Annotated in this window: 25 protein-coding genes; 6 read left to right on the top strand and 19 right to left on the bottom strand. The window is 73.7% G+C overall.

Going from position 1 to position 26,049, the window contains the following annotated elements:
- Positions 1–2 precede the first annotated feature (2 nt).
- Both H291_RS0105495 and H291_RS0105490 read right to left on the bottom strand, forming a co-directional pair.
- On the bottom strand, positions 3–806 hold the full coding sequence (locus H291_RS0105495; RefSeq protein WP_020013977.1) for a metal ABC transporter ATP-binding protein: 804 nt from the start codon (positions 804–806) through the stop codon (positions 3–5).
- 14 nt (positions 807–820) lie between these two features.
- Positions 821–1,789, bottom strand: a complete 969-nt coding sequence (locus H291_RS0105490) for a metal ABC transporter substrate-binding protein (protein WP_020013976.1) — start codon at positions 1,787–1,789, stop codon at positions 821–823.
- Positions 1,790–1,935: 146 nt separating this feature from the next.
- Between H291_RS0105490 and H291_RS0105485 the strand changes: the two genes are divergently transcribed.
- Positions 1,936–3,342: a glycine--tRNA ligase gene (locus H291_RS0105485; RefSeq protein WP_020013975.1), complete on the top strand. Its 1,407-nt coding sequence runs from the start codon at positions 1,936–1,938 to the stop codon at positions 3,340–3,342.
- A gap of 90 nt (positions 3,343–3,432) precedes the next feature.
- Here H291_RS0105485 and H291_RS32280 read toward each other — a convergent pair whose 3' ends face one another.
- The gene (locus tag H291_RS32280) at positions 3,433–4,176 is read right to left on the bottom strand and encodes a helix-turn-helix transcriptional regulator (RefSeq protein ID WP_020013974.1); all 744 of its coding nucleotides are present in this window, start codon (positions 4,174–4,176) and stop codon (positions 3,433–3,435) included.
- 340 nt (positions 4,177–4,516) lie between these two features.
- Between H291_RS32280 and H291_RS0105475 the strand changes: the two genes are divergently transcribed.
- The 5 genes from H291_RS0105475 (at position 4,517) to H291_RS0105455 (ending at position 9,178) form a co-directional block, all read left to right on the top strand.
- On the top strand, positions 4,517–5,056 hold the full coding sequence (locus H291_RS0105475; RefSeq protein WP_026365427.1) for a hypothetical protein: 540 nt from the start codon (positions 4,517–4,519) through the stop codon (positions 5,054–5,056).
- Between the two features lie 67 nt (positions 5,057–5,123).
- A complete protein-coding gene (locus H291_RS0105470; protein ID WP_026365426.1) occupies positions 5,124–6,170 on the top strand; it encodes a FecCD family ABC transporter permease in 1,047 nt (348 codons plus the stop codon).
- Complete coding sequence (locus H291_RS0105465) at positions 6,170–7,213, top strand: FecCD family ABC transporter permease (protein WP_020013972.1); 1,044 nt, start codon at positions 6,170–6,172, stop codon at positions 7,211–7,213. Before H291_RS0105470 ends, H291_RS0105465 begins: the two co-directional genes overlap by 1 nt.
- Entirely contained in the window at positions 7,210–8,001 is a 792-nt protein-coding gene (locus H291_RS0105460; RefSeq protein WP_020013971.1) for an ABC transporter ATP-binding protein, read from the top strand. Before H291_RS0105465 ends, H291_RS0105460 begins: the two co-directional genes overlap by 4 nt.
- A gap of 124 nt (positions 8,002–8,125) precedes the next feature.
- On the top strand, positions 8,126–9,178 hold the full coding sequence (locus tag H291_RS0105455; protein ID WP_020013970.1) for an iron-siderophore ABC transporter substrate-binding protein: 1,053 nt from the start codon (positions 8,126–8,128) through the stop codon (positions 9,176–9,178).
- Between the two features lie 109 nt (positions 9,179–9,287).
- On the opposite strand, the gene H291_RS0105450 is transcribed toward H291_RS0105455, so the two are convergent.
- From H291_RS0105450 to uraD, 16 genes are all read right to left on the bottom strand, one after another.
- Positions 9,288–10,082, bottom strand: a complete 795-nt coding sequence (locus tag H291_RS0105450) for an isoprenyl transferase (protein WP_020013969.1) — start codon at positions 10,080–10,082, stop codon at positions 9,288–9,290.
- Entirely contained in the window at positions 10,082–10,828 is a 747-nt protein-coding gene (gene recO / locus H291_RS0105445; RefSeq protein ID WP_020013968.1) for a DNA repair protein RecO, read from the bottom strand. The genes H291_RS0105450 and recO overlap by 1 nt, the downstream gene beginning before the upstream one ends.
- Before the next feature lie 74 nt (positions 10,829–10,902).
- Entirely contained in the window at positions 10,903–11,532 is a 630-nt protein-coding gene (locus H291_RS0105440) for a hypothetical protein (RefSeq protein WP_020013967.1), read from the bottom strand.
- 75 nt (positions 11,533–11,607) lie between these two features.
- Entirely contained in the window at positions 11,608–12,363 is a 756-nt protein-coding gene (locus H291_RS32275) for a cytochrome d ubiquinol oxidase subunit II (RefSeq protein WP_020013966.1), read from the bottom strand.
- Entirely contained in the window at positions 12,360–13,619 is a 1,260-nt protein-coding gene (locus tag H291_RS0105430; RefSeq protein ID WP_020013965.1) for a cytochrome ubiquinol oxidase subunit I, read from the bottom strand. The genes H291_RS32275 and H291_RS0105430 overlap by 4 nt, the downstream gene beginning before the upstream one ends.
- Positions 13,620–13,734: 115 nt before the next feature.
- Complete coding sequence (locus tag H291_RS0105425; protein WP_020013964.1) at positions 13,735–14,319, bottom strand: nucleotidyltransferase family protein; 585 nt, start codon at positions 14,317–14,319, stop codon at positions 13,735–13,737.
- Positions 14,320–14,407: 88 nt separating this feature from the next.
- Positions 14,408–14,926 carry a nucleoside deaminase gene (locus H291_RS28810; RefSeq protein ID WP_020013963.1) on the bottom strand — a complete coding sequence of 173 codons (519 nt, stop codon included), beginning with the start codon at positions 14,924–14,926 and terminating at the stop codon, positions 14,408–14,410.
- 310 nt (positions 14,927–15,236) lie between these two features.
- Positions 15,237–18,422, bottom strand: coding sequence for a molybdopterin cofactor-binding domain-containing protein (locus H291_RS28805; RefSeq protein ID WP_020013961.1), 3,186 nt, complete (start codon positions 18,420–18,422; stop codon positions 15,237–15,239).
- A 226-nt stretch (positions 18,423–18,648) separates the two neighbouring features.
- Positions 18,649–19,491, bottom strand: a complete 843-nt coding sequence (locus tag H291_RS0105405) for an FAD binding domain-containing protein (protein WP_020013960.1) — start codon at positions 19,489–19,491, stop codon at positions 18,649–18,651.
- Positions 19,492–19,501: 10 nt separating this feature from the next.
- Positions 19,502–20,338, bottom strand: a complete 837-nt coding sequence (locus H291_RS28800) for a MurR/RpiR family transcriptional regulator (protein WP_020013959.1) — start codon at positions 20,336–20,338, stop codon at positions 19,502–19,504.
- A complete protein-coding gene (locus H291_RS0105395) occupies positions 20,335–21,594 on the bottom strand; it encodes an allantoate amidohydrolase (protein ID WP_020013958.1) in 1,260 nt (419 codons plus the stop codon). The genes H291_RS28800 and H291_RS0105395 overlap by 4 nt, the downstream gene beginning before the upstream one ends.
- A complete protein-coding gene (locus tag H291_RS0105390) occupies positions 21,591–22,814 on the bottom strand; it encodes a pyridoxal-phosphate-dependent aminotransferase family protein (RefSeq protein WP_026365425.1) in 1,224 nt (407 codons plus the stop codon). The genes H291_RS0105395 and H291_RS0105390 overlap by 4 nt, the downstream gene beginning before the upstream one ends.
- On the bottom strand, positions 22,811–24,217 hold the full coding sequence (allB, locus tag H291_RS28795) for an allantoinase AllB (protein ID WP_020013956.1): 1,407 nt from the start codon (positions 24,215–24,217) through the stop codon (positions 22,811–22,813). The genes H291_RS0105390 and allB overlap by 4 nt, the downstream gene beginning before the upstream one ends.
- Positions 24,214–25,161, bottom strand: coding sequence for a factor-independent urate hydroxylase (pucL, locus tag H291_RS0105380; RefSeq protein ID WP_020013955.1), 948 nt, complete (start codon positions 25,159–25,161; stop codon positions 24,214–24,216). The genes allB and pucL overlap by 4 nt, the downstream gene beginning before the upstream one ends.
- Positions 25,162–25,455: a hydroxyisourate hydrolase gene (locus tag H291_RS0105375; protein ID WP_020013954.1), complete on the bottom strand. Its 294-nt coding sequence runs from the start codon at positions 25,453–25,455 to the stop codon at positions 25,162–25,164.
- Positions 25,452–25,982, bottom strand: a complete 531-nt coding sequence (uraD, locus tag H291_RS0105370) for a 2-oxo-4-hydroxy-4-carboxy-5-ureidoimidazoline decarboxylase (protein WP_020013953.1) — start codon at positions 25,980–25,982, stop codon at positions 25,452–25,454. The genes H291_RS0105375 and uraD overlap by 4 nt, the downstream gene beginning before the upstream one ends.
- Between the last annotated feature and the right edge of the window lie 67 nt (positions 25,983–26,049).

Raw genomic sequence — 26,049 nt, 5'->3', positions numbered from 1 at the left:
GATCACGGGCGCACCTCCAGGTCCAGGGCCCGGGACTCGGCGTCCAGGGCGTTGTCGTCGGCGTGCGGGTGCTGGTGGCGGTGCCCCGCACGGTCGTGGTCGTGGCGGGCCGGCGGCGGGGCGCCGTCGTGCACCACCTTGCCGTGCCGCAGCACGACGGCGCGCGTGACCAGCGGCTCGAGCTCGCCGAGCTCGTGCAGCACGACGAGCACCGTGAGGCCGCCGTCGACCAGGCGCTTCATCGTGGCCGCGAACGCCTCCTGGCTCGCCATGTCGACGCCGGCCACGGGCTCGTCCAGGACCAGCAGGTCCGGCTCCCGCACCAGGGCGCGCGCGATGAGGATGCGCTGCTGCTGCCCGCCCGACAGCAGGTGCACGGGGTCGTGCACGCGGTCGGCCAGGCCCACCTGCTCCAGCGCGACGGCGACCTGCTGGCGCCAGCCGCGCGGCAGTCGCAGGCGGCGCCCGTGCAGCAGGCCCGAGGCGACCACCTCCTGCGCGGTCGACGGGATGCCGCCGCCCGCGCCCGACCGCTGCGGCACGTAGCCGATGCGGCTCCAGTCGACCCGGCTGCCGCGGCCGCCCGCCCCGAGGGGCTCGCCGAGCAGGCGCACGCTGCCCTCGGACGGCGTGTTGATGCCGACCAGGGACTTGACCAGCGTGGACTTGCCCGAGCCGTTCGCGCCGAGCAGCGCGACCACCTCACCGTGCTCGACCGTCAGGTCGATGCCGCGCAGGATGTGGCTCGCGCCCGCACGGAAGTGCAGGCCACGCGCCTCGATGACGGGTTCACTCGGCTCGGTCACACGCCTAGTGTCCGTCATTCGCAGACCAGTCCCTCCTCGAGCGCCTTCAGGTTCGCCTGCATCACGGAGACGTAGTCGTCGCCCGCGGCGGTGGCGTCCTCCGACAGCCCCTCCAGCGGGTCCAGCACGGCGGTCTTGACGCCCAGGTCGGAGGCCAGGGTCTCGGTGACCTTGGGGCTCACCAGCGTCTCGGAGTACAGCGTGGTGACGCCGTTCTCCCGCACCACGTCACCGATCTCCCGCAGGCGCGCCGGGGACGGCTCCGCCTCGGGGTCGAGCTGCGAGATGCCCACCTGCTCCAGGGCGTACCGGTCCGCCAGGTAGCCGAAGGCCGCGTGGCTCGTCACGAGCGTCGCACCCTGACAGGCGGCGAGGCCGTCCGCCATCTCCTGGTCCAGGTCGTCGAGGCGCTGGCCGAGCTGGAGGGCGCCCGCCGCGTACTCGTCGGCGTGCTCCGGGTCGACGGCGGCCAGCTCGTCCGCGACGGCCTGCCCGACGGCGGCCAGGCGGCTCGGGTCCAGCCAGAAGTGCGGGTCGGTGGAGCCGTGGTCGTGGTCGTCGCCCTCCTCAGCGTGCTCCGCGTGTTCCTCCTCGGTCTCCGCCGCGTGCTCGACGAGCCCGGCGGCGTCCGCGGCGTCGACCACGTGCTCGGGCGCGCGGGACTCGACGCCCTCGTCGACGGCGGCCTGGAAGCCGGACAGGTACACCACCAGGTCGGCGGTGCCGATCTCGCGGACCTGCGCCGGCGAGAGCTCCAGGTCGTGCGGCTCGGCGGCCGGCGGGGTGAGGTTGTCGACGGTGACCAGGTCGCCGCCGATCTGCTGGGCCACGTACTGCAGGGGGTAGAACGACGCGAGCACGACGACGCCGTCGGACCCGCCGGCCGCACCACCCTGGTCCTGCGCCGAGCAGCCCGCGAGTGCCGCCGTACCGGCGAGGACGAGGCTGGTCAGTGCGGCGCCCGTGGCGCGAGTCGAAGTCATGAGAACGATTCTCACGCTTGTTGAGAACCGTTGTCAAAGATCGGCACCGAGAGGTCGGTCACGCGCTATTTCACGCGGGCTTGGACCGGCCCGGACGGTAGGCTGGGCGGACGTTACTTCCACCTGTTCCCCTGGAGAGATCCCTCGTGTCCGACAAGTCAGTGCGCTCTGCGCAGACCGCCAAGCTCGACGCCGTCGTCTCGCTCGCGAAGCGACGAGGTTTCGTCTTCCCGTCGGGCGAGATCTACGGCGGTACGCGCTCTGCGTGGGACTACGGCCCCCTGGGCGTGGAGCTCAAGGAGAACATCAAGAAGCAGTGGTGGCGGGCCATGGTCACGAGCCGCGACGACATCGTCGGCCTGGACTCCTCGGTCATCCTGCCCCGCCAGGTCTGGGTCGCCTCCGGCCACGTCGGCGTGTTCACCGACCCCCTCACCGAGTGCCTCTCGTGCCACAAGCGGTTCCGCGAGGACCAGATGATCGAGGAGTTCGAGGAGAAGAAGGGCCGCGCCCCCGAGGGCGGCCTCGCCGAGATCGTCTGCTCCAACTGCGGTACCCGCGGCCAGTGGACCGAGCCCCGCGACTTCAACATGATGCTGAAGACGTACCTCGGCCCCGTCGAGGACGAGTCCGGCCTGCACTACCTGCGCCCCGAGACGGCGCAGGGCATCTTCGTGAACTTCGCCAACGTCGCGGCCGCCGCGCGCAAGAAGCCGCCGTTCGGCATCGGCCAGATCGGCAAGTCGTTCCGCAACGAGATCACGCCGGGCAACTTCATCTTCCGCACCCGCGAGTTCGAGCAGATGGAGATGGAGTTCTTCGTCAAGCCGGGTGAGGACGAGGAGTGGCACCAGTACTGGATCGACTACCGCACCAACTGGTACACGGACCTGGGCATCTCGGCCGACAACCTGCGGCACTACGAGCACCCGAAGGACAAGCTGTCGCACTACTCGACCCGCACCGTGGACATCGAGTACCGCTTCGGCTTCCAGGGCAGCGAGTGGGGTGAGCTCGAGGGCATCGCGAACCGCACGGACTTCGACCTGAAGACCCACACGGAGAGCTCCGGCAAGGACCTGGCGTACCGCGACCCGGTGACGAACGAGAAGTACTACCCGTACGTCATCGAGCCGGCCGCCGGCCTGACCCGCTCGCTCATGGCGTTCCTGGTCGAGGCGTACGCCGAGGACGAGGCGCCCAACACCAAGGGCGGCGTCGACAAGCGCACCGTGCTACGCCTGGACCCGCGCCTGGCCCCCGTCAAGGCCGCGGTGCTCCCGCTGTCCAAGACGGCGGACCTGCTGCCGACGTCGGAGAAGCTCTCCGCGGAGCTGCGCAAGTACTGGAACATCGACTACGACGTGACGCAGGCCATCGGCAAGCGCTACCGCCGCCAGGACGAGATCGGTACGCCGTTCTGCATCACCGTCGACTTCGACACCCTCGACGACCAGGCCGTGACCATCCGCCACCGCGACACGATGCAGCAGGAGCGCGTCGCCCTGGACAAGGTCGTCAGCTACCTGGCCGGGCACCTCGTCGGGGCCTGAGCGCATCGCTGGTTGAGCTTGTCGAAACCGGGTCTCGACAGGCTCGACCAGCGGCGGCTCGACCCGCGGTCGGGCTCGACCAGCAGCTAGTCAGTCGCGCGCGTCCTGGGCCTGCTCTCGCAGCAGGCGCAGGACGCGCGCCGCGTTCCGGTCCGTGGTCTCGATCTCGTGCAGCGGCTGCACCCGCAACGGGCCGTGCTCACCGACGACGGTGACCGCCCGCCCGGCCTGCGAGGCCGGGACGAACCGCACCGTGAAGACGCAGAGCCAGATCTCCAGCAGGAATCGACCGCCCTCACCGAGCTCCACCAGGTGGGCCACACCCTTGGCCGACGTCACGCCGTCCAGGTGGTAGCTGCGCCCGGCCGGCGTCACAGCGGCCGCACCGGTGCGGACGAGCGCCGCGAGCCAGTCCACTCCCTCGGCAGTGTCCGGCAGCACGAGCTCGATGGGCTCCGCCAACGGGAGCGGCGCTCCCAGCACCGCCGCGGCGGCAAGCCCTTCGAAGCGGTACGCCAGGTCGCTCAATCCCTCCATGAGCGACACCGTCATGCTCAGGTCGTCGGCTGTGGAGGTGTCACCCGCCTGGGCCGCCACGGCGCTCCGGACGTCCTCGTCGAGCGGTTCGAGGTCGATCCGCATCTGCTTGCCTGCGGCCGCGAGGAGCGCGGTCAGCATCGCCCAGGACGGCTTCCGCGCTCCCGACTCGATCGCCGCGACGGTCCCCCGGGACACGCCCGCTCGGCCAGCAAGCTTCGTCTGCGTCTGCCGGGCCGCCTGCCGCGCTTCCTTCACGAGCCGCGCGGCGTCGAGCCGCGATCCGTCGAGTTCCATCGCCCCATCGTGCCGGGCGCACCTCGACGACGCAGGGGCGATCGCCCGAGCCTGTGGATAACCAGGAGCGGGCAGGGCGGGCATCCGAAACGGACATCTCGCCGCAGGGTAAACGTAGGTCTGCGGGGTGTGTTGCTCTGCGTAGACATTGTCGACTCACAGCAACACACCCCGCAGACGTACTTACTTTCCCGGAGGTCAGGGCCGAGCCCCCGCACGGCCGGGTTCACCCGGGTGAGGTCGAGGAGAACCGTGTCAGAAACAGCGGCTGAGCAGGTCTGGGACTCATAGCGTGCCGCGTTGGGCGGCGCGCCGACTCGAGGAAGAGACTGGTCCCCGCATGATCCGACGAATCATCGTCGCCCTGGTGAGCGTGTTCGCGCTCGCGCTCACGGCGTCCGTCCCCGCACAGGCAGCGACCGGCTACACGACCAACATCACGGCGCAGGCCAAGCCGCACACGGTCGCGAAGGGCAAGGCGGTCGTCCTGACGGGCAAGCTCACCTACAAGAGGGACGGGAAGTGGCGCGCCCTGTCCGGGCGGGAGCTCACGGTCCGCTTCGACCCGGCGGGGCCGGCCGCGTCGAAGAAGATCGCGAAGATCAAGACCACCAAGACCGGGGCCTACTCCTTCAAGACCACCGCGACGAGGTCCGGCACGTGGACCGTGAGCTTCGGCGGCAAGAAGGGCTCGCTCCGGTCCGACTTCGCCCGTGACTCCGCCTGCGTCTACACCGCCGGCAGGTGGCAGTGCCCGGTCAGCCCCAGCAACCCCGACCTCGACTGCCCCGACGTCGGCAAGACCGTCTGGGTCGGGACCAAGGACTACCACCGCCTCGACGCGGACAACGACGGCTGGGGCTGCGACTCGTACTCCTGATCCGGCGGTACGCGCCCCGGGCAGGGGCGCGTACCGACCACCCTCGGCATTGTGGAATGCTTAGGCAATGCTTACCTCACCTGCGGCTGCGCCCGCGGGACGCCGTGAGGGTGCGGAAGCCGTGGCCCGCCGTGCCCGACGCCGGACGCTCGCGTTGCTCGCGGCGGTCGTCGCCCTGGTGCTCGTCGTCCTCGCGAGCCTCGCGCTCGGCGTCCGCGACATCAACCCGGCCGAGGTGTGGCGGGCGCTGACGGCGCCGGTCGCGGGTTTCATGGACCACGACGTGGTGCTGGAGCAGCGGCTGCCGCGCACCGTCGTCGGGCTGGCGGCGGGTGTCGCGCTCGGCATGGCGGGCACGCTGATCCAGGGCGTCACGCGCAACCCGATCGCCGACCCGGGCCTGCTGGGCCTGAACTCGGGCGCGTCGCTGGCGGTCGTCTGCGCCGTCTGGCTGCTGGGGATCACCTCGCCCATCGGCTACGTGTGGTTCGCGTTCCTCGGGGCCGCCGTCGCTGCGGCGATCGTGTTCTCGGTGGGGCGGGGCCAGCCGGTGCGGCTCGCGCTGGTCGGCGCCGCGGTGACCGCACTGATCACGCCGCTCATCACGCTCGTGCTGCTGCGCGACCAGCAGGCGTTCAACCTGTACCGGTTCTGGTCCGTCGGCTCCCTGACGGGCCGCGGCCTGGACACCGTCACGGCGCTGTGGCCGTTCATCGTCGTCGGCCTGGTCCTGGCCGCGGGGCTCGCGCACCGGCTCAACATGCTGGCCCTCGGGGACGACGTCGCCACCGCGCTCGGCCAGCGGGTCGGCACCACGCGCGTGCTCGCGGCGATCGCCATCGTGCTGCTCGCGGGCACGGCGACGTCGCTGGCCGGGCCGATCGCGCTCGTCGGGCTCGTGGTGCCGCACACGGCACGCCGCCTCGTGGGCACGGACTACCGCTGGATCATGGCGATCGGCGCGCTGCTGGGCCCGGTCATGCTGCTGTCCGCCGACGTGCTCGGCCGGCTGGTCCTGCCCCGCTCCGAGCTCGAGGCCGGCGTGGTCGCGGCACTGCTCGGCGCGCCGGTGCTGGTCGCCGTCGCCCGGGGCCGGAACGTGGTGGGGGCCTGATGTCCGCACCCGCCACGGCCACCACCGTCAGCACCGTCGCCGAGCTGCGCGCCGTCCGGCGCCGCCGGCAGACGCTCGTCGTGTCCGGGATGGTCCTCGTGGTGCTCGTCGCCGGGACCGTCGCGCTCCTCATCGGCGCCGCCGGCCTGACCCCGGGCCAGGCGATCGGCGGCGTCCTGGGCCTCGGCGACAAGGGCGACGTCTTCGTCGTCCAGAAGCTGCGGCTGCCCCGCATCGAGGCGGCCGTCGTGATCGGCGCCGCGTTCGGCCTGGCCGGCGCCCTCTTCCAGTCGACCCTGCGCAACCCGCTCGCCTCCCCCGACATCCTCGGCATCTCGACCGGGGCGAGCCTCGGGGCCGTGCTCGGCGTGCTCGTCCTGGGACTGAGCGGCGTGGCGCTGTCCGGGATGGCGTTCACGGGCGCCGCGGTCGTCGCCCTGGCGATCTGGCTGCTGGCGTGGCGCAGGGGCCTGCACTCGATCCGGTTCGTGCTGGTGGGCGTCGGATTCGCGTACCTGGGCTCGTCGCTGATCGCCTGGGCCCTGGCCCGCGCGCAGGAGCACGAGGCGGCGGCCGTCCTGACCTGGACGGTCGGCTCGATCTCCGACGTCCGCGGCGAGCAGCTCACGCTCGTCGCCGTCGGGACGCTCGTGCTGTCCGCCGCGGTGGCGGTCGTCTCGCGGACCCAGGGCCCTCTCGCGCTCGGCGACGACAACGCGCGCGCCCTGGGTGTGCACGTCGACGCCGCCCGCGTGGGCACGCTGCTGCTGGCCGTCGCGCTCGTCGCGCTCGCCACCAGCGCGTCCGGCCCCATCGCGTTCGTCGCCCTGGTCGCGCCCGCCATCGCGCGCCGCCTGGTGAACGACGGCGGCGCCGCGCTCGTCGCGTCCGCCGTGACCGGCGCGGCCCTGACCCTGGTCGCGGACGTCGTCGCGCAGCACGGGCTGCTCGGCGTCGCGGCGCCGGTCGGGGTCGTCACGGGGCTCGTGGGCGCCCCCTACCTGCTGTGGCTGCTCGCCACGAACGAGAAGAGGAGCCGATGACCAACCTGCGCGCCGAGGGCGTCAGCCTGGGCTACGACGGCCTCAAGGTCATCGAGGGCCTCGACCTGACGCTGCCCGACGGCAAGATCACCGCCGTCGTCGGGCCGAACGCCTGCGGCAAGTCCACGCTGCTGCGCGGCCTGGCCCGCCTGCACCCGCTCGACGGCGGCCGCATCACGCTCGGCGGGACCGACATCACGGCGATGCCGCGCAAGGAGCTGGCGCGCAAGGTCGGCATGCTGCCGCAGTCGTCCGTCGCGCCCGACGGCGTGCGGGTCGCCGAGCTGGTCAGCCGCGGCCGGTACCCGCACCAGGGCTGGTTCGGCCGGCACTCCTCCGACGACGACGCCGTGGTCACCACCGCGCTGGAGTCCACAGGAGTAGCGGAGCTCGCGGACCGGCCGGTCGCCGAGCTGTCGGGCGGGCAGCGCCAGCGCGTGTGGATCGCGATGGTGCTGGCGCAGCAGACCGACATCGTGCTGCTCGACGAGCCGACGACGTTCCTCGACGTGCGCCACCAGCTCGACCTGCTGGACCTGCTCACCGAGCTGAACCGCAACCAGGGCACGACCGTCGCGATGGTGCTGCACGAGCTCAACCTCGCCGCCCGGTACGCCGACCACCTGGTCGTCATGTCGGCCGGCCGGATCGTCGCCGAGGGGGAGCCGTCGGACGTGCTGACCCGCGAGGTGGTCGACGAGGCGTTCGGGCTGCGCGCCCAGGTGGTCCCCGACCCCGTCGCGGGCTCCCCCCTGGTGGTCCCGGTGGGCCGTTTCCACTCGAAGTAGGCGTGGTTTACCTCACCCAGACCTCTTCCAATTCCGCAACATCAACGTGACCTAATGCGGTTAGGGTTACCTCATCTCGACCGGCACCCCGCCGGTCGTTCGACTGATACCCCCGGGAGAAACCGTGCGATCTCGCCGATCCCTCGCAGCGGCCGTCGGCCTCGTCGCCGCGTCCGCCCTCGCCCTCGCGGGCTGCGCGTCCGAAGAGCCGGCCGGCAACGACGACGCCGCGCCGTCCGCCGCCGCCTCCGGCGCGACCGACGAGTTCCCGCTGACCATCGAGCACGCGCTCGGCGAGACCACCATCGAGGCGGCGCCCGAGCGCGTCGCCACGTGGGGCTGGGGCTCGACCGAGGCCGCGATCGCTGCGGGCGTCTTCCCGGTCGCCGTCGCCGAGCAGACCTGGACCGTGGGCGAGGGCAACCTGCTTCCCTGGGTCGAGGAGGCCTACGACGAGGCCGGCGTCGAGCACCCGACCGTGCTGACCGACGCCGAGGCCGGCGCGACGGTGCCCTACGAGGAGTTCGCGGCCGCCGAGCCCGACGTCATCATCGCCACGTACTCGGGCATCACGCAGGAGCAGTACGACCTGCTCAGCGAGATCGCCCCGACGGTCGCCTACCCGGAGACCGCCTGGCAGACGCCGTGGGACGAGATCATCACCGCGACGGACGCCGCCCTGGGCCGCAGCGCGGCGGGCGAGGCCAAGGTCGACGAGATCAACACGTACCTGGCCGAGCAGGCCGAGGCGCACCCCGAGTTCGAGGGCAAGACCGTCGCCGCGATCGTCGACTCGCCCGACGAGGGCCTGATCTACGTCTACCGGGCCGGTGACCCGCGCGCCGGGTTCCTGGAGGGCCTCGGCTTCGAGACCGCCCCGGCCGTCGAGGAGCTCGCGCCGGACGACGGCTCGTTCTTCTACACGCTGTCGTACGAGGAGCTCGACAAGCTGGAGTCCGACCTCGTCGTGGCCTACACGTACACCGAGGAGGAGGCCGCGGCGCTCCCCGACAAGAAGGAGCTGCAGGCCCTGCCCGCCGTCAAGAACGGCATGGTGGCGCAGCAGGTCGGCACCGTCGCGGTCTCGGCCGTCTCCCCGCCGACGGCGCTCTCGGTCGAGTACCCCGAGGGCATGCCCAAGCTGATCGACGCCCTGGCGGAGACGCTGAACAAGTAACGCCCTTCGCCGACCGAGCCGCCCGTTCGCTGGTCGAGCTCGTCGAGACCCCGGTAGGTCTCGACAAGCTCGACCAGCGAGCGGGCAAGCTCGACCAGCGAGCGGTTCTCTACTTCGCGGCGTCCGGCTTGTCCAGCGCCCCGCCGTAGCGGCGGTCGCGCTTCGCGTACTCCTCGACCGCGTGCCACAGGTGCCGGCGGTCGACGTCGGGCCACGGCTCGTCGAGGAACACCATCTCGGCGTACGCCGCCTGCCACAGCATGAAGTTCGACGTCCGCTGCTCGCCCGAGGACCGCAGGAACAGGTCGACGTCGGGCAGGTCGGGCAGGTACAGATACTTCTGCACGGTCTTCTCGCTGATCCGCTTCGGGTCCAGCTTGCCGGCGGCGACGTCGCGCGCCATGGCTGCGGCGGCGTCGGCCAGCTCGGCCCGGCTGCCGTAGTTGACGCACATCGTCAGGGTGCAGAGGTCGTTGTCCTTGGTGCGCTCCTCGGCCTCCTGGAGCACGTCGATCACCGACTTCCACAGCTTCGGACGGCGTCCGGCCCAGCGGATACGCACGCCCCACGAGGCCATGACGTCGCACTGGCGGCGCATCACGTCCTGCGTGAAGTTCATCAGGAAGCGCACCTCCTCGGGCGAGCGCTTCCAGTTCTCGGTGCTGAACGCGTAGGCCGAGACGTACTCGACGCCCACGTCGACGGCGCCCGCGACGACGTCGAGCAGGGAGTTCTCGCCCGCCCGGTGCCCCTCGACGCGCGGCAGACCGCGGGCGTTCGCCCAGCGGCCGTTTCCGTCCATGACGACGGCGACGTGCCGCGGCAGGAACTCCTTGGGGATCCGCGGGGCCTGCTCGCCGGACGGGTGCGGGAAGGGCGCGACCAGGTTCGCGTTCCGGGCCATCAGCGCTCCACCATCTTCAACGATCGCAACGTTCTCTCCAGGTAGTACTGGCCGTAGGCGGCGACGAGGCCGCTCGCCTCCTTGCGGTGCCGCGCGTCGGACGCGTCGGCGGTCGCCCAGTCGCCCGCGAGCAGCGAGGACAGCAGGGCGAAGGTCTCCGGCGCGGGCGCGGTGGAACCCGGCGGCCGGCAGCGCGGGCAGACGGCGCCGCCCTGCGCCACGTTGAACGAGTGGTGCGGGCCGGGCTCGCCGCAGCGCGCGCAGTCCTCGAACGACGGCGCCCAGCCCGCCACCGCGAGCGCGCGCAGCAGGTACGAGTCGAGCACCAGGCCGGCGTCGTGGTGCCGCTCGGACAGGGCCCGCAAGCCGCCGGCGAGCAGCCAGTACTGCTGCACCGCCGGCTCGTACTCCTGCGCGACCAGCCGGTCGGCGGCCTCCAGCATCACCGTGCCGGACGTGTACAGGCCGTAGTCCTCGCTGATCGCGCGGGCGTAGGCGCCGATGGTCTCGACCTGCGTCACCGTGTCGAGGCCCATGCCGGGCCGCGGGTTGCGGCCGGTGTGCAGCTGCACGTCGACGGCCATGAACGGCTCCAGCCGCGCCCCGAACTTGGACGACGTGCGCCGCACGCCCTTGCCGACGCCGCGCACCTTGCCGTTCTCGCGCGTCAGGAACGTGACGATGCGGTCCGCCTCGCCCAGCTTCTGGGTGCGCAGCACGATCGCGTCGTCTCGGTACAGGGGCACAGAGCCATTCTGCCCCCAGTCACCGACACTCCGGCACACCCGCGGGTCGCGGTGACGCGGCGCTGCGCTCCGCGTCACCGCTCCACGAACCGGGTCCCGTCCGCCGTCAGCTCCGGCTCCCACACGAACCGGTGGATCACGTGCTTCTCCAGGATCCAGCGCGCCAGCAGCGCGACGCCGCCCCAGACCACGAAGAGCAGGAGGGTCTGCAGGAAGTTGATGCTGATCTTGTCGAACCCGCTCAGCGCCAGCGTCGGGATCAGGAAGATCAGGCCCAGGAACGCCGGCAGGAGCTGGATGCCGACCCACTGCACCACCGAGAGCATGTCGACCCGGCGCTCGGCGACCACGCCGTGGAAGTCCATCACGTTGACCACGTGGTCGGCGCGCCACTTGGCGACGTGCCGGGCCACCGTCCACTGCGCGTCGCGGGCGTCGAGGGCCGAGCTGCCCGAGGGCAGCCAGATCCCGAGGATCTGGTGGATCTCGACGGGCGTCAGGTACCCCTTGTCGAGGATCGCGAGGCTGTGCACGGGCGGCTGCCGGAAGTTGGTCGGCAGCACCAGGGCGGCCAGGAACAGCAGCAGCCCGCCGGTCCCCAGCAGCCCCACGAGAGCGTCCGGGAGCCACGGCAGGAGCAGGGTCGCGGTGGCGAACGCCAGGGCGCCGAGCAGCGCGCAGACGATGCGGTTCTTCATGGTCATGGTAGGTAGGACTTTACCGGCATCTCGTCGTGCGCTGGGGCGATACGTCCGTTTCGAGATCTAAGTTCCGGGGGGTCAGAAGAACAGCGTGTCCCGGCTGTCCAGGGGCCGGGAGACGATCCACCAGGCCGCCACCTGCAGCGCGAGGACCACGGGCAGCACCACCAGCGCCACGACGCCGAGCGCCGCCATGGTGGGCTCGGAGACCGTGCCGTGGACGAGCCGCGGCCACGCCGCGAGCGCCGTGCCGACCACGGGCGCGGCGACCATCACCGACGTGACGACCACCGGCAGCGGCCCGCTGCGGCGCAGGCGCCAGGCGACGACGGCGTCGCCGTGCAGGCGCGTGACCACGACCGCCGCGATGCCGAGGGCCAGCGCGGCGAGCCCGCTCCCCCAGGCGACGCCGAGCAGCGCGCCCCAGCTCCCGGCGAGCGTGATGCTCGCGACCACCAGCACGACGTCCCACACGTCGCGCCACACGTTCCCGGGACGGCGGCTGCGCAGCCAGATCCCGGCGTCGCGCAGGGCCCAGGAGCCGACCAGCGTGATCGCCACCGGGTACCCGGCCCGGAGCAGGTCGGCCTCGGCGTGCGGGAACACACCGATCAGCACGCCGAGCGCGGCGATCAGCCACACCTCCCCGGGCAGCAGCAGCGGGCCGACCGCGCCGAGCACGAGCCGGCGCTCGGCCGGCTCCCGGCGTCGTTCCTTGCCGTCCTGGCCGTGCTCCTGCAGCAGGGTGGCGCCCGCGCCCTGGACGGCGCCGTCGAGCACCACCCACCCCGTGACCAGGACGGTGAGCAGCACCGCCCAGGCCGACGCGTTCATCGGGTCTCCTGCGGCGGCCCGAAGCGGAGCAGCACGGCGTCGTCCGCGCCGTCGTCCCGCAGGACGTCGGCCGGCGCGGCCCCGAGCACGAGCCGGTCGGTCCCGGCGCGGGCGAGCCGCGTCAGGACCCACCAGTCGAGGACGGCGAGCGTCACCATGAGGCCCGCGAGCAGCACCAGCGAGGCCAGGACGGCGCGCGCCGACTGGTCGGAGGTGACCTGGTCGACCCGCAGCACGCCCTGGATCACCCACGGCTGCCGCCCCAGCTCCCGCACCAGCCAGCCCGCGATCCCGACGAGGAACGGCAGCGGGAGCAGGGCCGTGAGCACCGCGTAGAGGGTGCGGCGGCCGCGCATCCGGAACAGGGCACCCCCGATGAGCAGCAGCGGGAGCACCAGGGCGCCCAGGAACACCAGGTCCGCGGACCGCATCATGACCTCGAGCAGCACGCCGACGGCGGCATTCTCGCCGAAGCCTCCCTCGATGTAGCCGAACTGGGCGTACCCGAACGCCTGCACGAACAGCACGCCCACCAGGCCCGTCCAGATCCCCGCCCGCATGGACCGGCGCCAGAGGTCCTCGTCGGGGCTCACCGGCAGGCGCTCGCCACCGCCCACGCGCCGCAGGTGCCACGCGGAGACGCCTACGAGCACGAACCCGCCGGCCATCAGACAGGCGCCCACGACGTGCAGGCCGGACACGAGCGCGGCCGGGTTGGCGACCAGCGCGCCGAAGTCGGTGATGCTGGCGACCTGGGCGTCGGGCGGGCCCTCCAGCACGTACCCCACGGGGTTGCGCAGGAACCCGTTGGCGACCATGACCGCGAAGGCGGAGGCGTAGCCGGTGAGCACCACGGCCCAGAAGATGGCGGCGTGCAGCCCGCGCGGGAACAGGTGCCAGCCGAACACCCACAGGCCCAGCAGCGTGGACTCCAGGAAGAACGCCACGAGCGTCTCCACGGCGAGCGGCGCCCCGAAGACCTCGCCGGCGACGTCGAGCAGGCCCGGGAAGTGCAGCCCGAACTGCAGCTCCAGCACGATCCCGGCCGCGATGCCGAGCGCGTAGTTCACCAGGTAGATCTGGCCCCAGAACCGGGTCGCGTTCCCCAGCACGACGGCGCGCGGGCCCGTGGCGCGGGCCCAGCGCGTGTTGAAGATCGCCACCACGGGGCCGAGCCCGAGCGTGAGCAGCACGAAGAGGAAGTGCACAGCGGCCAGCAGCGCGAACTGCAGGCGGGCGAGTTCCGTGGCCTCCACGTTTCCGAGACTACGTAGCCGAACCGGTCGCGGCGACAGGATTCGGGCAGGACCGGGGGAAACCTCAGGGATCACCCGGATCGGGTGGTGGGGCTGCCCCTACCCCGGGGGTGAATCACCAGCGATCGACGTCGTCCCCGCCGCCGAGGTCGGTGCAGTCGATGCCGACGGCGCCGTGCGTGCGCAGGTACAGCCCGGCGCCCGAGTCCCCGCGGACCGAGCCGGCGAGCGGCTCCCAGTGCTCGCGGCCCAGCAGCACGGGGTGCCCGGGGCGGCCGTCGTAGGTGGCGCGGGCGAGGGCGCCACGGGCGGCGTCCGGCTCGCCGAACGGCTCCAGCACCCGCCGGACGGCGTCGGGCCGCAGGCCGGGCAGGTCCACCAGGGAGACGACGGCGGCGTCCGCGCCGGTCTCCTGCGCCGAGGCCAGGCCGGTGCGCAGCGACGCCGCGAGCCCGGTCTCCCACTGGTCGGCGACCACGGACGTGGCGCCGGCCTGCGCGAGCCCCTCGGCCTCGTCGGACCTCGCGCCGAGCACGACGACGACGTCGGCGCACCCGCCGTCGACCAGCGCCTGGCAGGCGAGCTCGAGCCAGGGCGTGCCGCCGTCGGTGCGGGCGAGCGCCTTGGGCATGCCGAACCGGCTGCCCGCGCCGGCCGCGAGCACGATCCCGACCGTCGTCGTGCGGTTCCTGGCATCCATGGTCTGCTCCGTCCTGCCCGGCGTCGGCCGGGTGCACCGCCGTAAAACGTACCGGACGAGGTCTGCTCCGGGGATCCCCCGGCGCGTGTCAGTACGGGATGCGCGTGGTGTGCTCGCGCCAGGCCTCGAACGGCTCGCCGGCGCGCTCGATCCGGTGCTCGACGACGGGGTTGGGCCACGTCGAGCGGTCGCGGTCGAGCAGCTCGTAGAACTCGCGGTCGTCGAATCCGGCGCGCTCGGCGTCGTGCCGGTCCGCGGCGAAGACGACGCGGTCCACCCGGGCCCACAGGGCCGCCGAGAGGCACAGCGGGCACGGCTCGCACGAGGCGTACAGCGTGGTGCCGGCCAGCGAGAACGTGCCCAGCGCCTGGCAGGCCGCGCGGATCGCGACCACCTCGGCGTGGGCCGTGGGGTCGAGGTCCCGGGTCACGCGGTTGCCGGCGGCCGCGATCTCGGTGCCCCCGCGCACGACGACGGCCCCGAAGGGGCCACCGCCGTCGGCCACGTTCCGGGAGGCGACCTCGACGGCGCGGGCGAGCCAGGCGGCGTCCGCGGGGCCGGCGGAGGCCCGGAACGGTGGGCCGGAGGTGTCGGGTGCGCTGCTCACCCTTCGATGCTCGCACCGCCGCGTTTCAACTGCGTTCCCAGGAGGTGACCTGATCGAAACGCCCGTTTCACCCGGGTTGCATTGGTTCCCTGGTCGGGCCCCAGGTTTCGAGATCGGTCGGTTGCATCGAGACCGGTCGGTTGACGGACCGGTCTCATTGCAACCGACCGGTCTCATTGCAACCCGGCTGGTCGCGGCGTCGTCTGGCTCAGCAACGAGGGCTGGACCGTGCTGCCAGACGTCGCCGCGAGGCTGCCCGCGGGCGCGGATCCCCAGTTCATCCTGGCCCGGGACGGCGAACCCGTGGCGCTCACCGACCCGCACGGCCGGTCGGTGCGGTCGCTGTAGCGCGCAGCAGCGCCCACAGCCGGTCGGGGCGCATCGGCAGGTCGCGCGGGCGGACGCCGGTCGCGTCGGCGATCGCGTTGGCCAGCGCCGGGGCCACCGGGTTGTAGGGCGCCTCGCTCATCGACTTGGCGCCGCGGGGCCCGAGCCGGTCGACGGTGTCGGCGAACAGCACCTCGGTGTCGGGGACGTCGGCGGCCTGCGGCACGCGGTAGTGCCGCAGCCGGTCGGTCACGACCACGCCGTCGCGCACCACGAGCTGCTCGGTCAGGGCCGAGCCGATCGCCTGCGCCACCCCGCCCTCGACCTGCCCGCGGAGCTGTTCGGGGTTGATCACGACGCCGGCGTCGGCGGCCTGCACGGACTGGAGGATCCGCACGGCGCCGGTCTCGCGCTGCACCGCGACGCGGAACCCGTGCACGTTGAACGCGACGGACCGGGGCGAGCCGTCGTGCGTGGCCTCGGCGGTCATCCCCACCAGGTCTCGACAGGCTCGACCAACGGGTCCACCGCTGGTCGAGCCTGGTCCACCGCTGGTCGAGCCTGTCGAGACCACCGCGTCGAGCTCCGCGCGGAGGGCCGCCGCCGCGCGCTGGACCGCCAGGCCCGCCACCACCGAGCCCGCGGAGCCGAAGGCGCCCGTGTCGTGGCCGGACGTCGCCGTGTCCGACGGGCGCACCCGCACCCGCTCGACCGGCACGCCCAGCTCCGTCGCCGCGAGCTGCGCGTGCACCGTCGTGGTGCCGTTGCCGAACTCGGCGGTGCCGACATCGACCACGAAGTCGCCGTCGGGCGCGACCGTGACCCGGGCGTGCGTGTGGTGCCCGCGCGGCGGGATGGTCGCGATCATCGCGAGCGCCACCCCGCGCCCCTCGGCCCAGCCGTCCGGTGCGGTCTCGCCGCGGCCGGAGGCCAGCGCGTCGTCGACGAGGTCGAGGCACTGGTCCAGGCCGTAGGACCCGTACTCCAGGTCCCCGTCCACCGGTTGGCCGACGACGAACGGGTCGCCCGGGCGGATCACGTTGCGGCGGCGCAGCTCGACCGGGTCGGCGTCGAGGCGCGCCGCGAGCTCGTCGAGCGCGCCCTCGATCGCGAACTGCACCTGCCCCAGCCCGTACCCGCGGAACGCGCCGGAGGGCAGGTTGTTGGTGTAGACCGACTCGGCGTCGACGCGCTTGTTCGGGGCGCGGTACACGGCCATGGACTCGTGCACGCCGTGGAACATGACGCCGGGCGCGTGGTTGCCGTAGGCGCCGGTGTCGGCCAGCACGTCGATCGCGAGCGCCGTGAGCTCCCCGTCCGCGGTCGCCCCGGCGCGCACCGTGACCCGGAACGGGTGACGGCACGGCACGGTCGTGAACTGCTCGGTGCGGCTGAGCTCCCACTGCACGGGCCGTCCGGTGCGCAGGGTCGCGAGCGCGACGACGTCCTCCACGAGCAGCTCCTGCTTGCCGCCGAACCCGCCGCCGACCCGGCCCGCGACCACGCGGACCTGGTCCTGCGGCAGGTCCAGGAGCCGGGCGAGCTCGTCGCGCACGAGGAACGGCACCTGCGTGGAGGTGCGCACGTGCAGCACGCGCTGCCCTGGACCGGTCGCCGGTTCGGCGTCCTCGCCGTCCTCGCCGGGCTCCAGCCAGGCGCGGGCGCCGTGCGTCTCCAGCGCGACGTGGTTCACGCGGGCCGTGGTCCAGGTCCCGGTCACGGTGGCCGCCGACGCCGCCAGGGCCGCCTCGACGCCGTCCTGCCCGGGTGCGGCGTACTCCTCGTGGACCTGCGCGACGACGTTGCGGCCCGCCTCCGCGACGCGGTGCTCCGCGGGCGTCTTGCCGGGGTGCAGCACGGGTGCGCCGGGGCTGCGTGCGGCCTCGGGGTCGAGGACGGCGGGCAGCACCTCGTACTCGACCCGCACCCGGGCGAGCGCGTCGCGGGCCTGCCGGGGCGTCTCGGCGACGGCGACCGCGACGCGCTGGCCGACGAACCGCAGCACGGGGTCGAGCATGCGGGTGTCGTCGGGGTCGTCGAGCCGGTTCTGGTGCCGCCCGGTCGAGTAGAGGGTGTCCGGGACGTCGTGGTGCGTGAGCACCAGGTGCACGCCGGGCGCCTGCCGGGCCGCGGTCGCGTCGATGCGGGTGATCCGTGCGTGCGGGTGCGGGCTGCCGAGCACGGCGACGTGCAGCAGGCCGGGCGGTTCCGGCTCGTCCAGGGTGTACGGCTCGCGCCCGCGCACGATCCGGGCCGCGGCCGGCGCGACGACGGCCCGGCCGAACGCGGCGCCCGGCTCCGCGACCTCGGTGTTCACGCGTCCGGCGATGGCGTCCCGGATCGACCGGTACCCGGTGCAGCGGCAGAGGTTGCCCTTGAGGAGCTCGGCGGTCGAGAGGCCGTCGCCGGTCGTCGGGTCGCCGGTCGTCCGGCCGTCGCTGGTCGTCGGGCCGTCGCTGGTCGTCGGGCCGTCGCCGGTCGTCCGGCCGTCGCTGGTCGTCGGGCCGTCGCCGGTCGTCCGGCCGTCGCTGGTCGTCGGGCCGTCGCTGGTCGTCGGGCCGTCGCTGGTCGTCGGGCCGTCGCTGGTCGTCGGGCCGTCGCTGGTCGTCGGGCCGTCGCTGGTCGTCGGGCCGTCGCTGGTCGTCGGGCCGTCGCTGGTCGTCGGGCCGTCGCTGGTCGTCGGGCCGTCGCTGGTCGAGCTTGTCGAGACCCAGGTCTCGACAAGCTCGACCAGCGGAGGGGCGGGCTCGACCAGCGGTGTGGCGGGCTCGACCGGCGGCGTGGCGGGCTCAGCCGGCGGCGTGGCGGGCTCGGCCCGCGAACCGGCGATGGTGCACACCATGCCCGCCGTGCAGAAGCCGCACTGGAAGCCGGCGGCCTCGACGAAGGCGCGCTGCACGGGGTGCAGGGTGTCGGCGTCGGCGTCCGGGTCGCCGCCCGGGCCGAACCGGCCGAGCCCGGCCGCCGTGACCACCTCGGCGTCGACGGCGCGGTGCGCGGGCACCAGGCACGACTGCACCGGGGCGCCGTCGAGCAGCACGGTGCACGCGCCGCAGTCGCCCGCGTCGCACCCCTTCTTCACGGCGGTGGTGCCCTGTTCGCGCAGGAAGGTGCGCAGGCACTGGCCAGGCCGGGGCTCGGCCGTGACGTCGGCGCCGTCGATCCTCATGCGCCGCGCCCTGTCCGCATCGGCCGAGGCCGGGGCCGGGGCCGGGGCCGGGGAACCCTGCGCTGCCGCCGGCTGGCCGGGCCAGCCGAACCCGTCAGGTTGTGGAGCGTCTCGGGGAAAGTCCATTCCTCCGAGGTGTGTTGCTCTGGGTAGACATTGTCGACGCAGAGCAACACACCTGGCGGAGTACACGTTTCCCCGCGGTGATATGTCCCCCTGCACGTGTTCATGCCGCACCGCCCAGCTCGTCGAGCGCCTCGTGCGCGAGGCGCCGCGTCATCGCGCCACGCCAGTCGGCGGTGCCGTGGGTGTCCTCGAACCAGCCGACGGTGCTGCCGATCCAGTCGAGCCAGCGGTCCAGCATGTCGTGGTCGCGGGCGTACAGGCCGTGCGGCGCCGACACCGACGCCGTCACGACGATCCGAGGAGCCCGCTCGCCCGCGCGGCCCGTCACCATGGCCGCAGTCCGGCCGGTCGGGGTGAGCGACGCCCGGCGGAACACGGTGCGCTGCCCGATCGCGGCGGCCGGCACCCGCACCTCGCGGAGCACCTCGCCCGGTTCCAGGGCGACCACGCCCGGGCCCGTGACCAGGTCGGACACGGCGACCTCGCGCGAACCGGCGCCCGTCCAGACGACCGCCCGGGCGCCGAGCGCCGCGAACAGACCGATCATCGACCCGGCGGGCAGCGCCAGTGCGAGGTTGCCGCCCACGGTCGCGGTCCGGGCGACCTTCGCCGACAGGGACAGCGCCGAGACGCACTCCCGCACGATCCCGAGCCCGCGATACGGGCCCGCGGCTGCCGCGCCGGTTGCCCCGGCTGCACCGCCGAGCGCCCCCGGCCCCGACACCAGCTCCGCCAGGGTGCACGTGCCGGCCACCCGCAGCCCCGACCCGTCCACGGACCACGGCTCCCAGCCGAGCCCCGTGAGGTCCACCAGGCCGGTCACCCCGGCGGGCACCGGCTCGGAGTACAGGAACGTGCCCCCGCCCAGGAACGCCTCGCCGGGCCGCAGCACGCAGTCGGCGCGGGTGCGCGCCACGCGCACGGTGTCGATGTCCAGGTCCACGGTCCGCGTCTCACCTCTCGTCGATCTCGCGCAGCAGCTCGTACCGGGCGTCGATCGCCTCGACGCGCGCGGTCGAGCCGTCGAGCACCTCGTGCACGCGGTCCGACAGCATCGCCACGACGCTGACCGGCGCCACCAGCGAGTCGAACGCGCCCTGCGTGCTGATCGGGCACTCGATCCACCAGGTCACGGTGCCGGCGAGGTGGCGCAGGCTGGCGTCGGCGAGCAGCAGCACGCGGACGCCGTCGGCCAGCAGGGCCTCGACCATCTCGCCCACGCGGAACGCGTGCCGGCGGATCGAGACCACCACGACGACGTCGTCGGGGCCGAGCCCCACGAGGTCGTCGGCGAGCGACTGGCCGGGCCCGGGCGCCAGGTGCACGCGCCCGCGCACCTGGACCAGGTTGCGCCGCAGCTGGGTGGCCGGGCCGAGCGAGCCCCGGCGTCCGACGACCACGACGTCGCCCGCGGTCGCCAGGGCCTCGGCGATCTGGTCGAGCGTCGCGTCGTCGAGCGCGGCGTAGACCTTCTCCAGGTTCTTGACCTCCTGCTCCAGCCGCTCGCGCAGGCCGGGCGAGGGGTCGACGGCGATGGGCAGGCCGCGCCCGCGCTGGGTGCGCAGGTCCTCGCGCAGCCCCTCGAAGTCCTCGTAGCCGAGCTTGCGGAACAGCCGGCTCATCGTGGCCTTCGAGACGCCGGCCAGGGCGGCGAGCTCCGTGGCGCGGTAGGTGCCGAGGTCGCCGAGGTGGTCCAGCAGGGCGTCCGCGGCGCGGCGCTCCTGCGGGGACAGCTCCCGGTAGCCGGCGGCGATGCGGTCCTCGAGCGGGCGGTCCGCGAGCGACGTCATCGGGCCTCCTCCGCGAGCGCCAGCACGGCCGCGGTGTACGCGTCGAGGGCGAGGTCCACGTCCTCGGGGTCCACGTGCTCGTCGGGGTGGTGGCTGATCCCGTCGCGGCAGCGCACGAACAGCATGCCGACGTCGGTCACGGCAGCCATCGCCATGCCGTCGTGCCCGGCGGGGCTCCACAGCCCGAGCGGGTCGGACGACGTCGTGGTCGCCTTGGTGATCCCGGCCGCCACCGCCCGGCTCAGCCGCGGGGCGCAGGCGGTCGACGGCGCCCGGTGGGTCTCGGTGTGCTCGATCGTCACGCCCCGCCCGTCGGCGATCTCGCGGCCGGCCGCGGCGATCCGGTCCCACAGCGCGTCGCGGTCGGCGTCGGTGCGGCCGCGCAGGTCGAGGGTCACCTCGGCCCGGCCGGGGATCACGTTGACGGCCCCGGGCTCGACGTGGATGTCGCCGACGGTGGCGAGGCAGCCGGCTGCCCGGGCCAGCTCCTCGATGCGGGTGACGAGGTGCGCGGCGGCGACCAGCGCGTCGCGGCGGCGGTCGAACGGCGTGCCGCCCGCGTGCCGGGCCTCGCCGGTCACGGTGAGCACGAACCGGCGCGCCCCGGCGATGGTGGTCACGTACGCGAGCGGCAGGTCACGGTCCTGGAGCACTGGCCCCTGCTCGATGTGCGCCTCCAGGTAGCCCACCAGGTCGGCGGGGCGGCGGGCGGCGTCGCCCACCCGGTCCGGGGGCAGGCCGAACCGCGCGAACGCCTCGCGCAGGGTCACGCCGTCGGCGTCGGACTGGTCCCACCAGGCCTCGTCCCACTGGCCCGACGCCGCGCAGCTGCCCAGCAGCGCCTTGCCGAACCGGGTGCCCTCCTCGTCGGAGAACCCCACGACCTCCAGCGCGAACGGCAGGGCCTGGCCGCGCAGCCGGTGCGCGACGGCGATCGCGAGCACCACGCCGAGCATGCCGTCGTACCGCCCGGCGTCGGGCACGGTGTCGAGGTGCGAGCCGAGCACGAGCGCGGGCTCGCCCGGGGTGCCGGGCCGCTGGGGCGCGCCGGCCGCGGACCGGCGGCCCCAGATGTTGCCGGCGGCGTCCGTCTCGGTGTCCAGACCGGCGTCGAGCATCCAGGCGCGCACCGCCGTGTTCGCGGCCGCGTGCTCGGGCGAGAGGTACACCCGCTCCAGGGCGTCCGGGCGCGCGGAGTGCCGCGTCAGGTCGTCGCAGCGGTCCATCACCCAGGCGGTGGTGCCGATCGCGGTCACGGGGACGCCTCCTCGTAGACCGCGAGCGCCGCGGTGACGCCGCCGCCGGGCTCCGTGGCGAACCCGGCGCGGCGCAGCTCGTGCTCCAGTGCCGCGAGGGTGGTCAGGACGGCGTCGCGGCGGGCGTTGAAACCCATGGTGCCGATGCGCCAGACCACACCGTGCAGGGGGCCGAACGAGGTGCCGATCTCGATGCCGAAGTCGTCCAGGAGGGCGCCGCGCACGGCGTCGCCGTCCACGCCGTCGGGGATCCGCACGGCCACGACGTTGTGCATCTTGTGCGCGACGTCGCCGAAGACCTCCAGACCGAGCCCGCGCACGCCGGCCAGCATCGCGGCGCCGTGCCGGGCGTGCCGGCCGGTGGCCGCGGCCATGCCCTCGGCGACCAGGAGGCGGGCGCACTCGCGCGCGGCGTAGAGCATGGACGTGGCCTCGGTGTGGTGGTTGAGGCGGCGGGGTCCCCAGTACTCCATGATCTGCGCGAGGTCGAGGTAGTTGGAGCGGATCGGACTGCCGTGCGGCTCCGTGTCGTCCGCGGTGCGGATCCCGGCCTCGACGTGCCGGCGCCGCTCGATCGTGGCGACCGCGGCGGGCGAGAGGGTCACGGGCGCGCTGCCCGACGGGCCGCCGAGGCACTTCTGCAGCCCGGCCGTGGCGGCGTCGACGCCCCACTCGTCGGTGTGGAACGGGTTGCCGCCCAGGGTCGCGGTCGCGTCGACGTACAGGAGCGCGTCGTGCTCGTGCGCGATGCGGCCGAGGTCGGCGAGCGGCTGGGCCATGGTGGTGGACGTGTCCCCGTGCACGACGGCGACCACGCGCGGCCGCACGCGGCGGACGGCGTCCTCGATCTGGCCCGGGTCGAAGACGGTGCCCCACTCGGTCTCGATGGTGTGCACCTCGGCGCCGGCCCGCGCGCCGATCTCGGCGAGCAGGTGCCCGAACCGGCCGAACACCGGCACGAGCACGCGGTCACCGGGCTCCAGCAGCGACACGAGCGCCGCCTCGATGCCGGCGCGGGAGGTGCCGTCGACGAGCAGGGTCTGCTCGTTGGCGGTGTCCCAGACCGTGCGCCACAGCACCATGGCCTCGGTCATGGTGTCGGTCATGAACGGGTCGAACTGGCCCACCAGCGGCGCGGCCATGGCACGCAGCACGCGCGGGTCGGCGTCCACGGGACCGGGGCCCATGAGCAGCCGGGCGGGCGGATGGACCTGCCTCATGCGGGCCTCCGCAGCAGCGTCCCGTCGCTGGTCGAGCCGTCGACCGGCAGAGGCACGACGGCCCCCCGGACGGTCAGGCCGTCGTACGCGCTGATCTTGTTCTTGTGCGCCATCTCGGCGGCCCGGAAGGTCGTGCTCGCGTCCGGGTCGTAGACGAGCAGGTCGGCGGCGGCTCCCTCGGCGATCACGCCCTTGGGCCGCGGCCCCCGGTCCAGGCCCACGAGCGCGGCGGTGCTCGCCGAGGTCCAGCGGGCGACGTCGGCGAGCGGCACGTCCCGCCGTCGGGCGGCGTCCGCCAGCGCGACGAAGCCCGCCTGGAGGCCGGCGATGCCGCCCCAGGCGGTCTGCAGGTCCGCCTCGCCGGGCGCGCCGCCGCCGGACTTCTCCTCGGCGGTGGCCGGCGAGTGGTCGCTGACCACGCAGTCGATGATCCCGGCACGCAGGCCGTCCCAGAGCGCGTCCTGGTTGCCGCGGTCGCGGATGGGCGGGCAGCACTTGAAGGCGGCGTCGCCGTCGGGCACGTGCTCGGCGTCGAGCACCAGGTAGTGGTGGCAGGTCTCGACGGTGACGGGCAGGCCCTCGTCCTTCGCCTCCTGCAGCAGGTCGAGCGCCCGCGCCGACGACAGGTGCAGCACGTGCGTGGGCGTGCCCGTCTCGCGGACGGCGTCCAGCAGCGCGGCGATCGCCGTCGTCTCCGCCTCGTGGGGGCGCGAGACCAGGAAGTCCGCGTACGCGCGGCCGGGCCGGCTCGGGGCCGCGGCGAGCGTGGCCGGGTCCTCGGCGTGGACGGCCAGGAGGCCGCCGAACCGCGCGATCCGGTCCATGGCCTTGAGCAGCTCGTCGGGCCCCAGCGGCGGGAACTCGGGCACGCCCGAGTCGGCGAGGAAGCACTTGAGGCCGAAGACACCCGCGTCCCACAGCGGCTCCAGGTCGTCCGTGTTCCCGGGCACGACGCCGCCCCAGAAGCCGACGTCGCAGTGCAGCTCGCCGCGGGCACGCACCGCCTCGGCCGCCGCCCGCTTGACCTCCAGCGCGGCGACGGTCGTGGTGGGCGGCAGCGAGTTCAGCGGCATGTCGACGATCGTGGTGACGCCGCCCAGCGCGGCGGCGCGCGTCGCCGAGGCGAAGCCCTCCCACGCGGTGCGGCCGGGCTCGTTGACGTGCACGTGCGTGTCGACGACGCCGGGCAGCACCACCAGGTCGCCGAGCCGCACGACCTCCGGGGGCTCCTCGGGGACGGCGCCGAGCACCTGCCCGAACAGGTCGTCGGCGGGCTTGAGCACGGCGTCGGGGTCGGAGGTGCCCCACCAGACCTGGTCGATGCGGCCGCCGTCGACCTTCAGCACCGCGGGGCGCAGCTCCCCCTCGACCAGCACGCGCTCGGACGCCAGCACCAGGCTCATACGAATCCTCCGATCGTGGACCACACGGGATGCTCCGGGTTGTCCGGGCCGCCCTCGGACCGCTGGACCGCCGCCTCGATGAGGCCGTAGGGCCGGTCGGCCGCGAAGAACACCTCGCCCGGGTTGTCCAGGCCGAACGGCTCCAGATCGACCAGGAAGTGGTGGTTGTTCGGGCAGGACAGCCGGATCTCGGCGATGTCGCCGAACGCCTCCAGCACCGCGCGGCCCATCGCGAAGGCGGTCTGCTGCAGCGCCAGGGAGTGCAGCTCGGCGAACGTCGTCAGCAGCAGGGCGCGGACGGCGGCGAAGCGCTCGTCGAAGTCGGCCGGGCCCGCGGCGTCGGCGAACGACGGCGCGTACCGCCACCACGCGGTGACGTCGGTCGCGAGGACCCGGTCGTCGGTCTCGGGCAGGGTCGTGTACCGGTCGCGCGGGAACCCGGAGAACTCCGAGCCCGTCGACTTGAGCACCGTGACGTCGCGCAGCCCGGCGAGCACGGTCAGGCCCGCGTCGTCGGCGTGCACCAGCGCGGTGCGGCGCTCGGCGGCGCCGCGGACGAAGGAGTGGTCGTGGCCGGCGGCGTCCGCGCCGCCCCCGGCGGCCCCGCCGTCCGCACCCGGACCGATGCGCTCCCAGCCGTACTGCTCCGCACGCCAGCGCCCGCCCGTGACCTGCGGCTCCGCCAGGAAGTGCCGCGCGAGGCGCAGCAGGAACGTCTCCGGCGAGCCGACGCCGTCCCGCGCGAAGGCGTACATCGTGTTCTTCTGCGTGTCGGTGGCGATGACGCCCGTGTTGTCCCCGGACTCGTGCGTGGCCCGGAAGTCCCCACGCAGCTGCGACGTGATGCTCAGGTCGGTGATGCGGTGCCGCGGGGTGTCGCGGTCGACGCGCACCAGCCGGACCTCGGCCTTTCCGTACTGGTTGGGGCCCAGGACGATCGACATTCAGCTCCCCCGGTAGGTGGTGTAGGCGAACGGGCTCAGCAGCAGCGCGACGTGCGTGTGGTCGGGACCGAGCACGACGTCGAGCACGACCTGCCCGAAGAACGTCTCGCGGTCCTGCGCCCCGAACCAGTCGCCGGCGGCGAACGTCAGCACGTGCCGGCCGGGCGTGACCTCGCCCCAGGCGATGCGGCCGTCGGCGTCGGTCACCTCCCGGCGGTCACCGAGCGTGACGGTCAGCCCGGCGGCGGGCAGGCCGCGGGCGGCGTCGAGCACGTGGGTCGACGCGGTGCTCACCGGGTCACCGCCGGATCGACGGCGGCCGGGGCCGGGGCGCTCTCGGTGACGATCGTCTCCAGCCGCAGCAGGGCGATCTGGCGCAGCTGCTCCGCGGTCACCAGCGCCTCGGTCGCGGGGTCGTTGGCCAGGCGCTCGGTGAGGTTGTCCAGGATCTGCTCCGCGGTGCGTCCCGCCGCGCGGACCAGGAAGATGCGGCCGAACCTCGCCTCGTAGGCGGCGTTGCCCTCGGCGATCCGGGCGGCGGTCGCCTCGGCCGCCGTCGGCTGCTCGGTGCGGGACATGCGCGCCGCGGTGCCGTCGCCCGCCGCGCGCTCGCCGATGCGCGGATGGTCCGCCAGAGCGGCGTCGACGTCCTCGGCCGTCCAGTCGGCCGCGGCCCGCATGGCGTGCAGCAGCAGCTTGTCGCGGCAGGCGAACGGGCGGCCGGACACCACCGCGTCGACCCACGAGTCGACGTCGGCGCACGGCCGGACGGTCGCCGCGGCGTCGGCCGGGGACAGGGCGTTGAACGTCGCGAGGTCCATGACACAAATCTACGGTTTCAACGCGATTTGCGAACGGCACAAGAGTTTCAGCCCTGTAAACCTTCGG

The sequence above is a fragment of the Promicromonospora sukumoe 327MFSha3.1 genome (genome assembly GCF_000385135.1).
Lineage (GTDB): Bacteria > Actinomycetota > Actinomycetes > Actinomycetales > Cellulomonadaceae > Promicromonospora > Promicromonospora sukumoe_B.
This window is presented reverse-complemented; position numbering and strand designations above follow the sequence as displayed.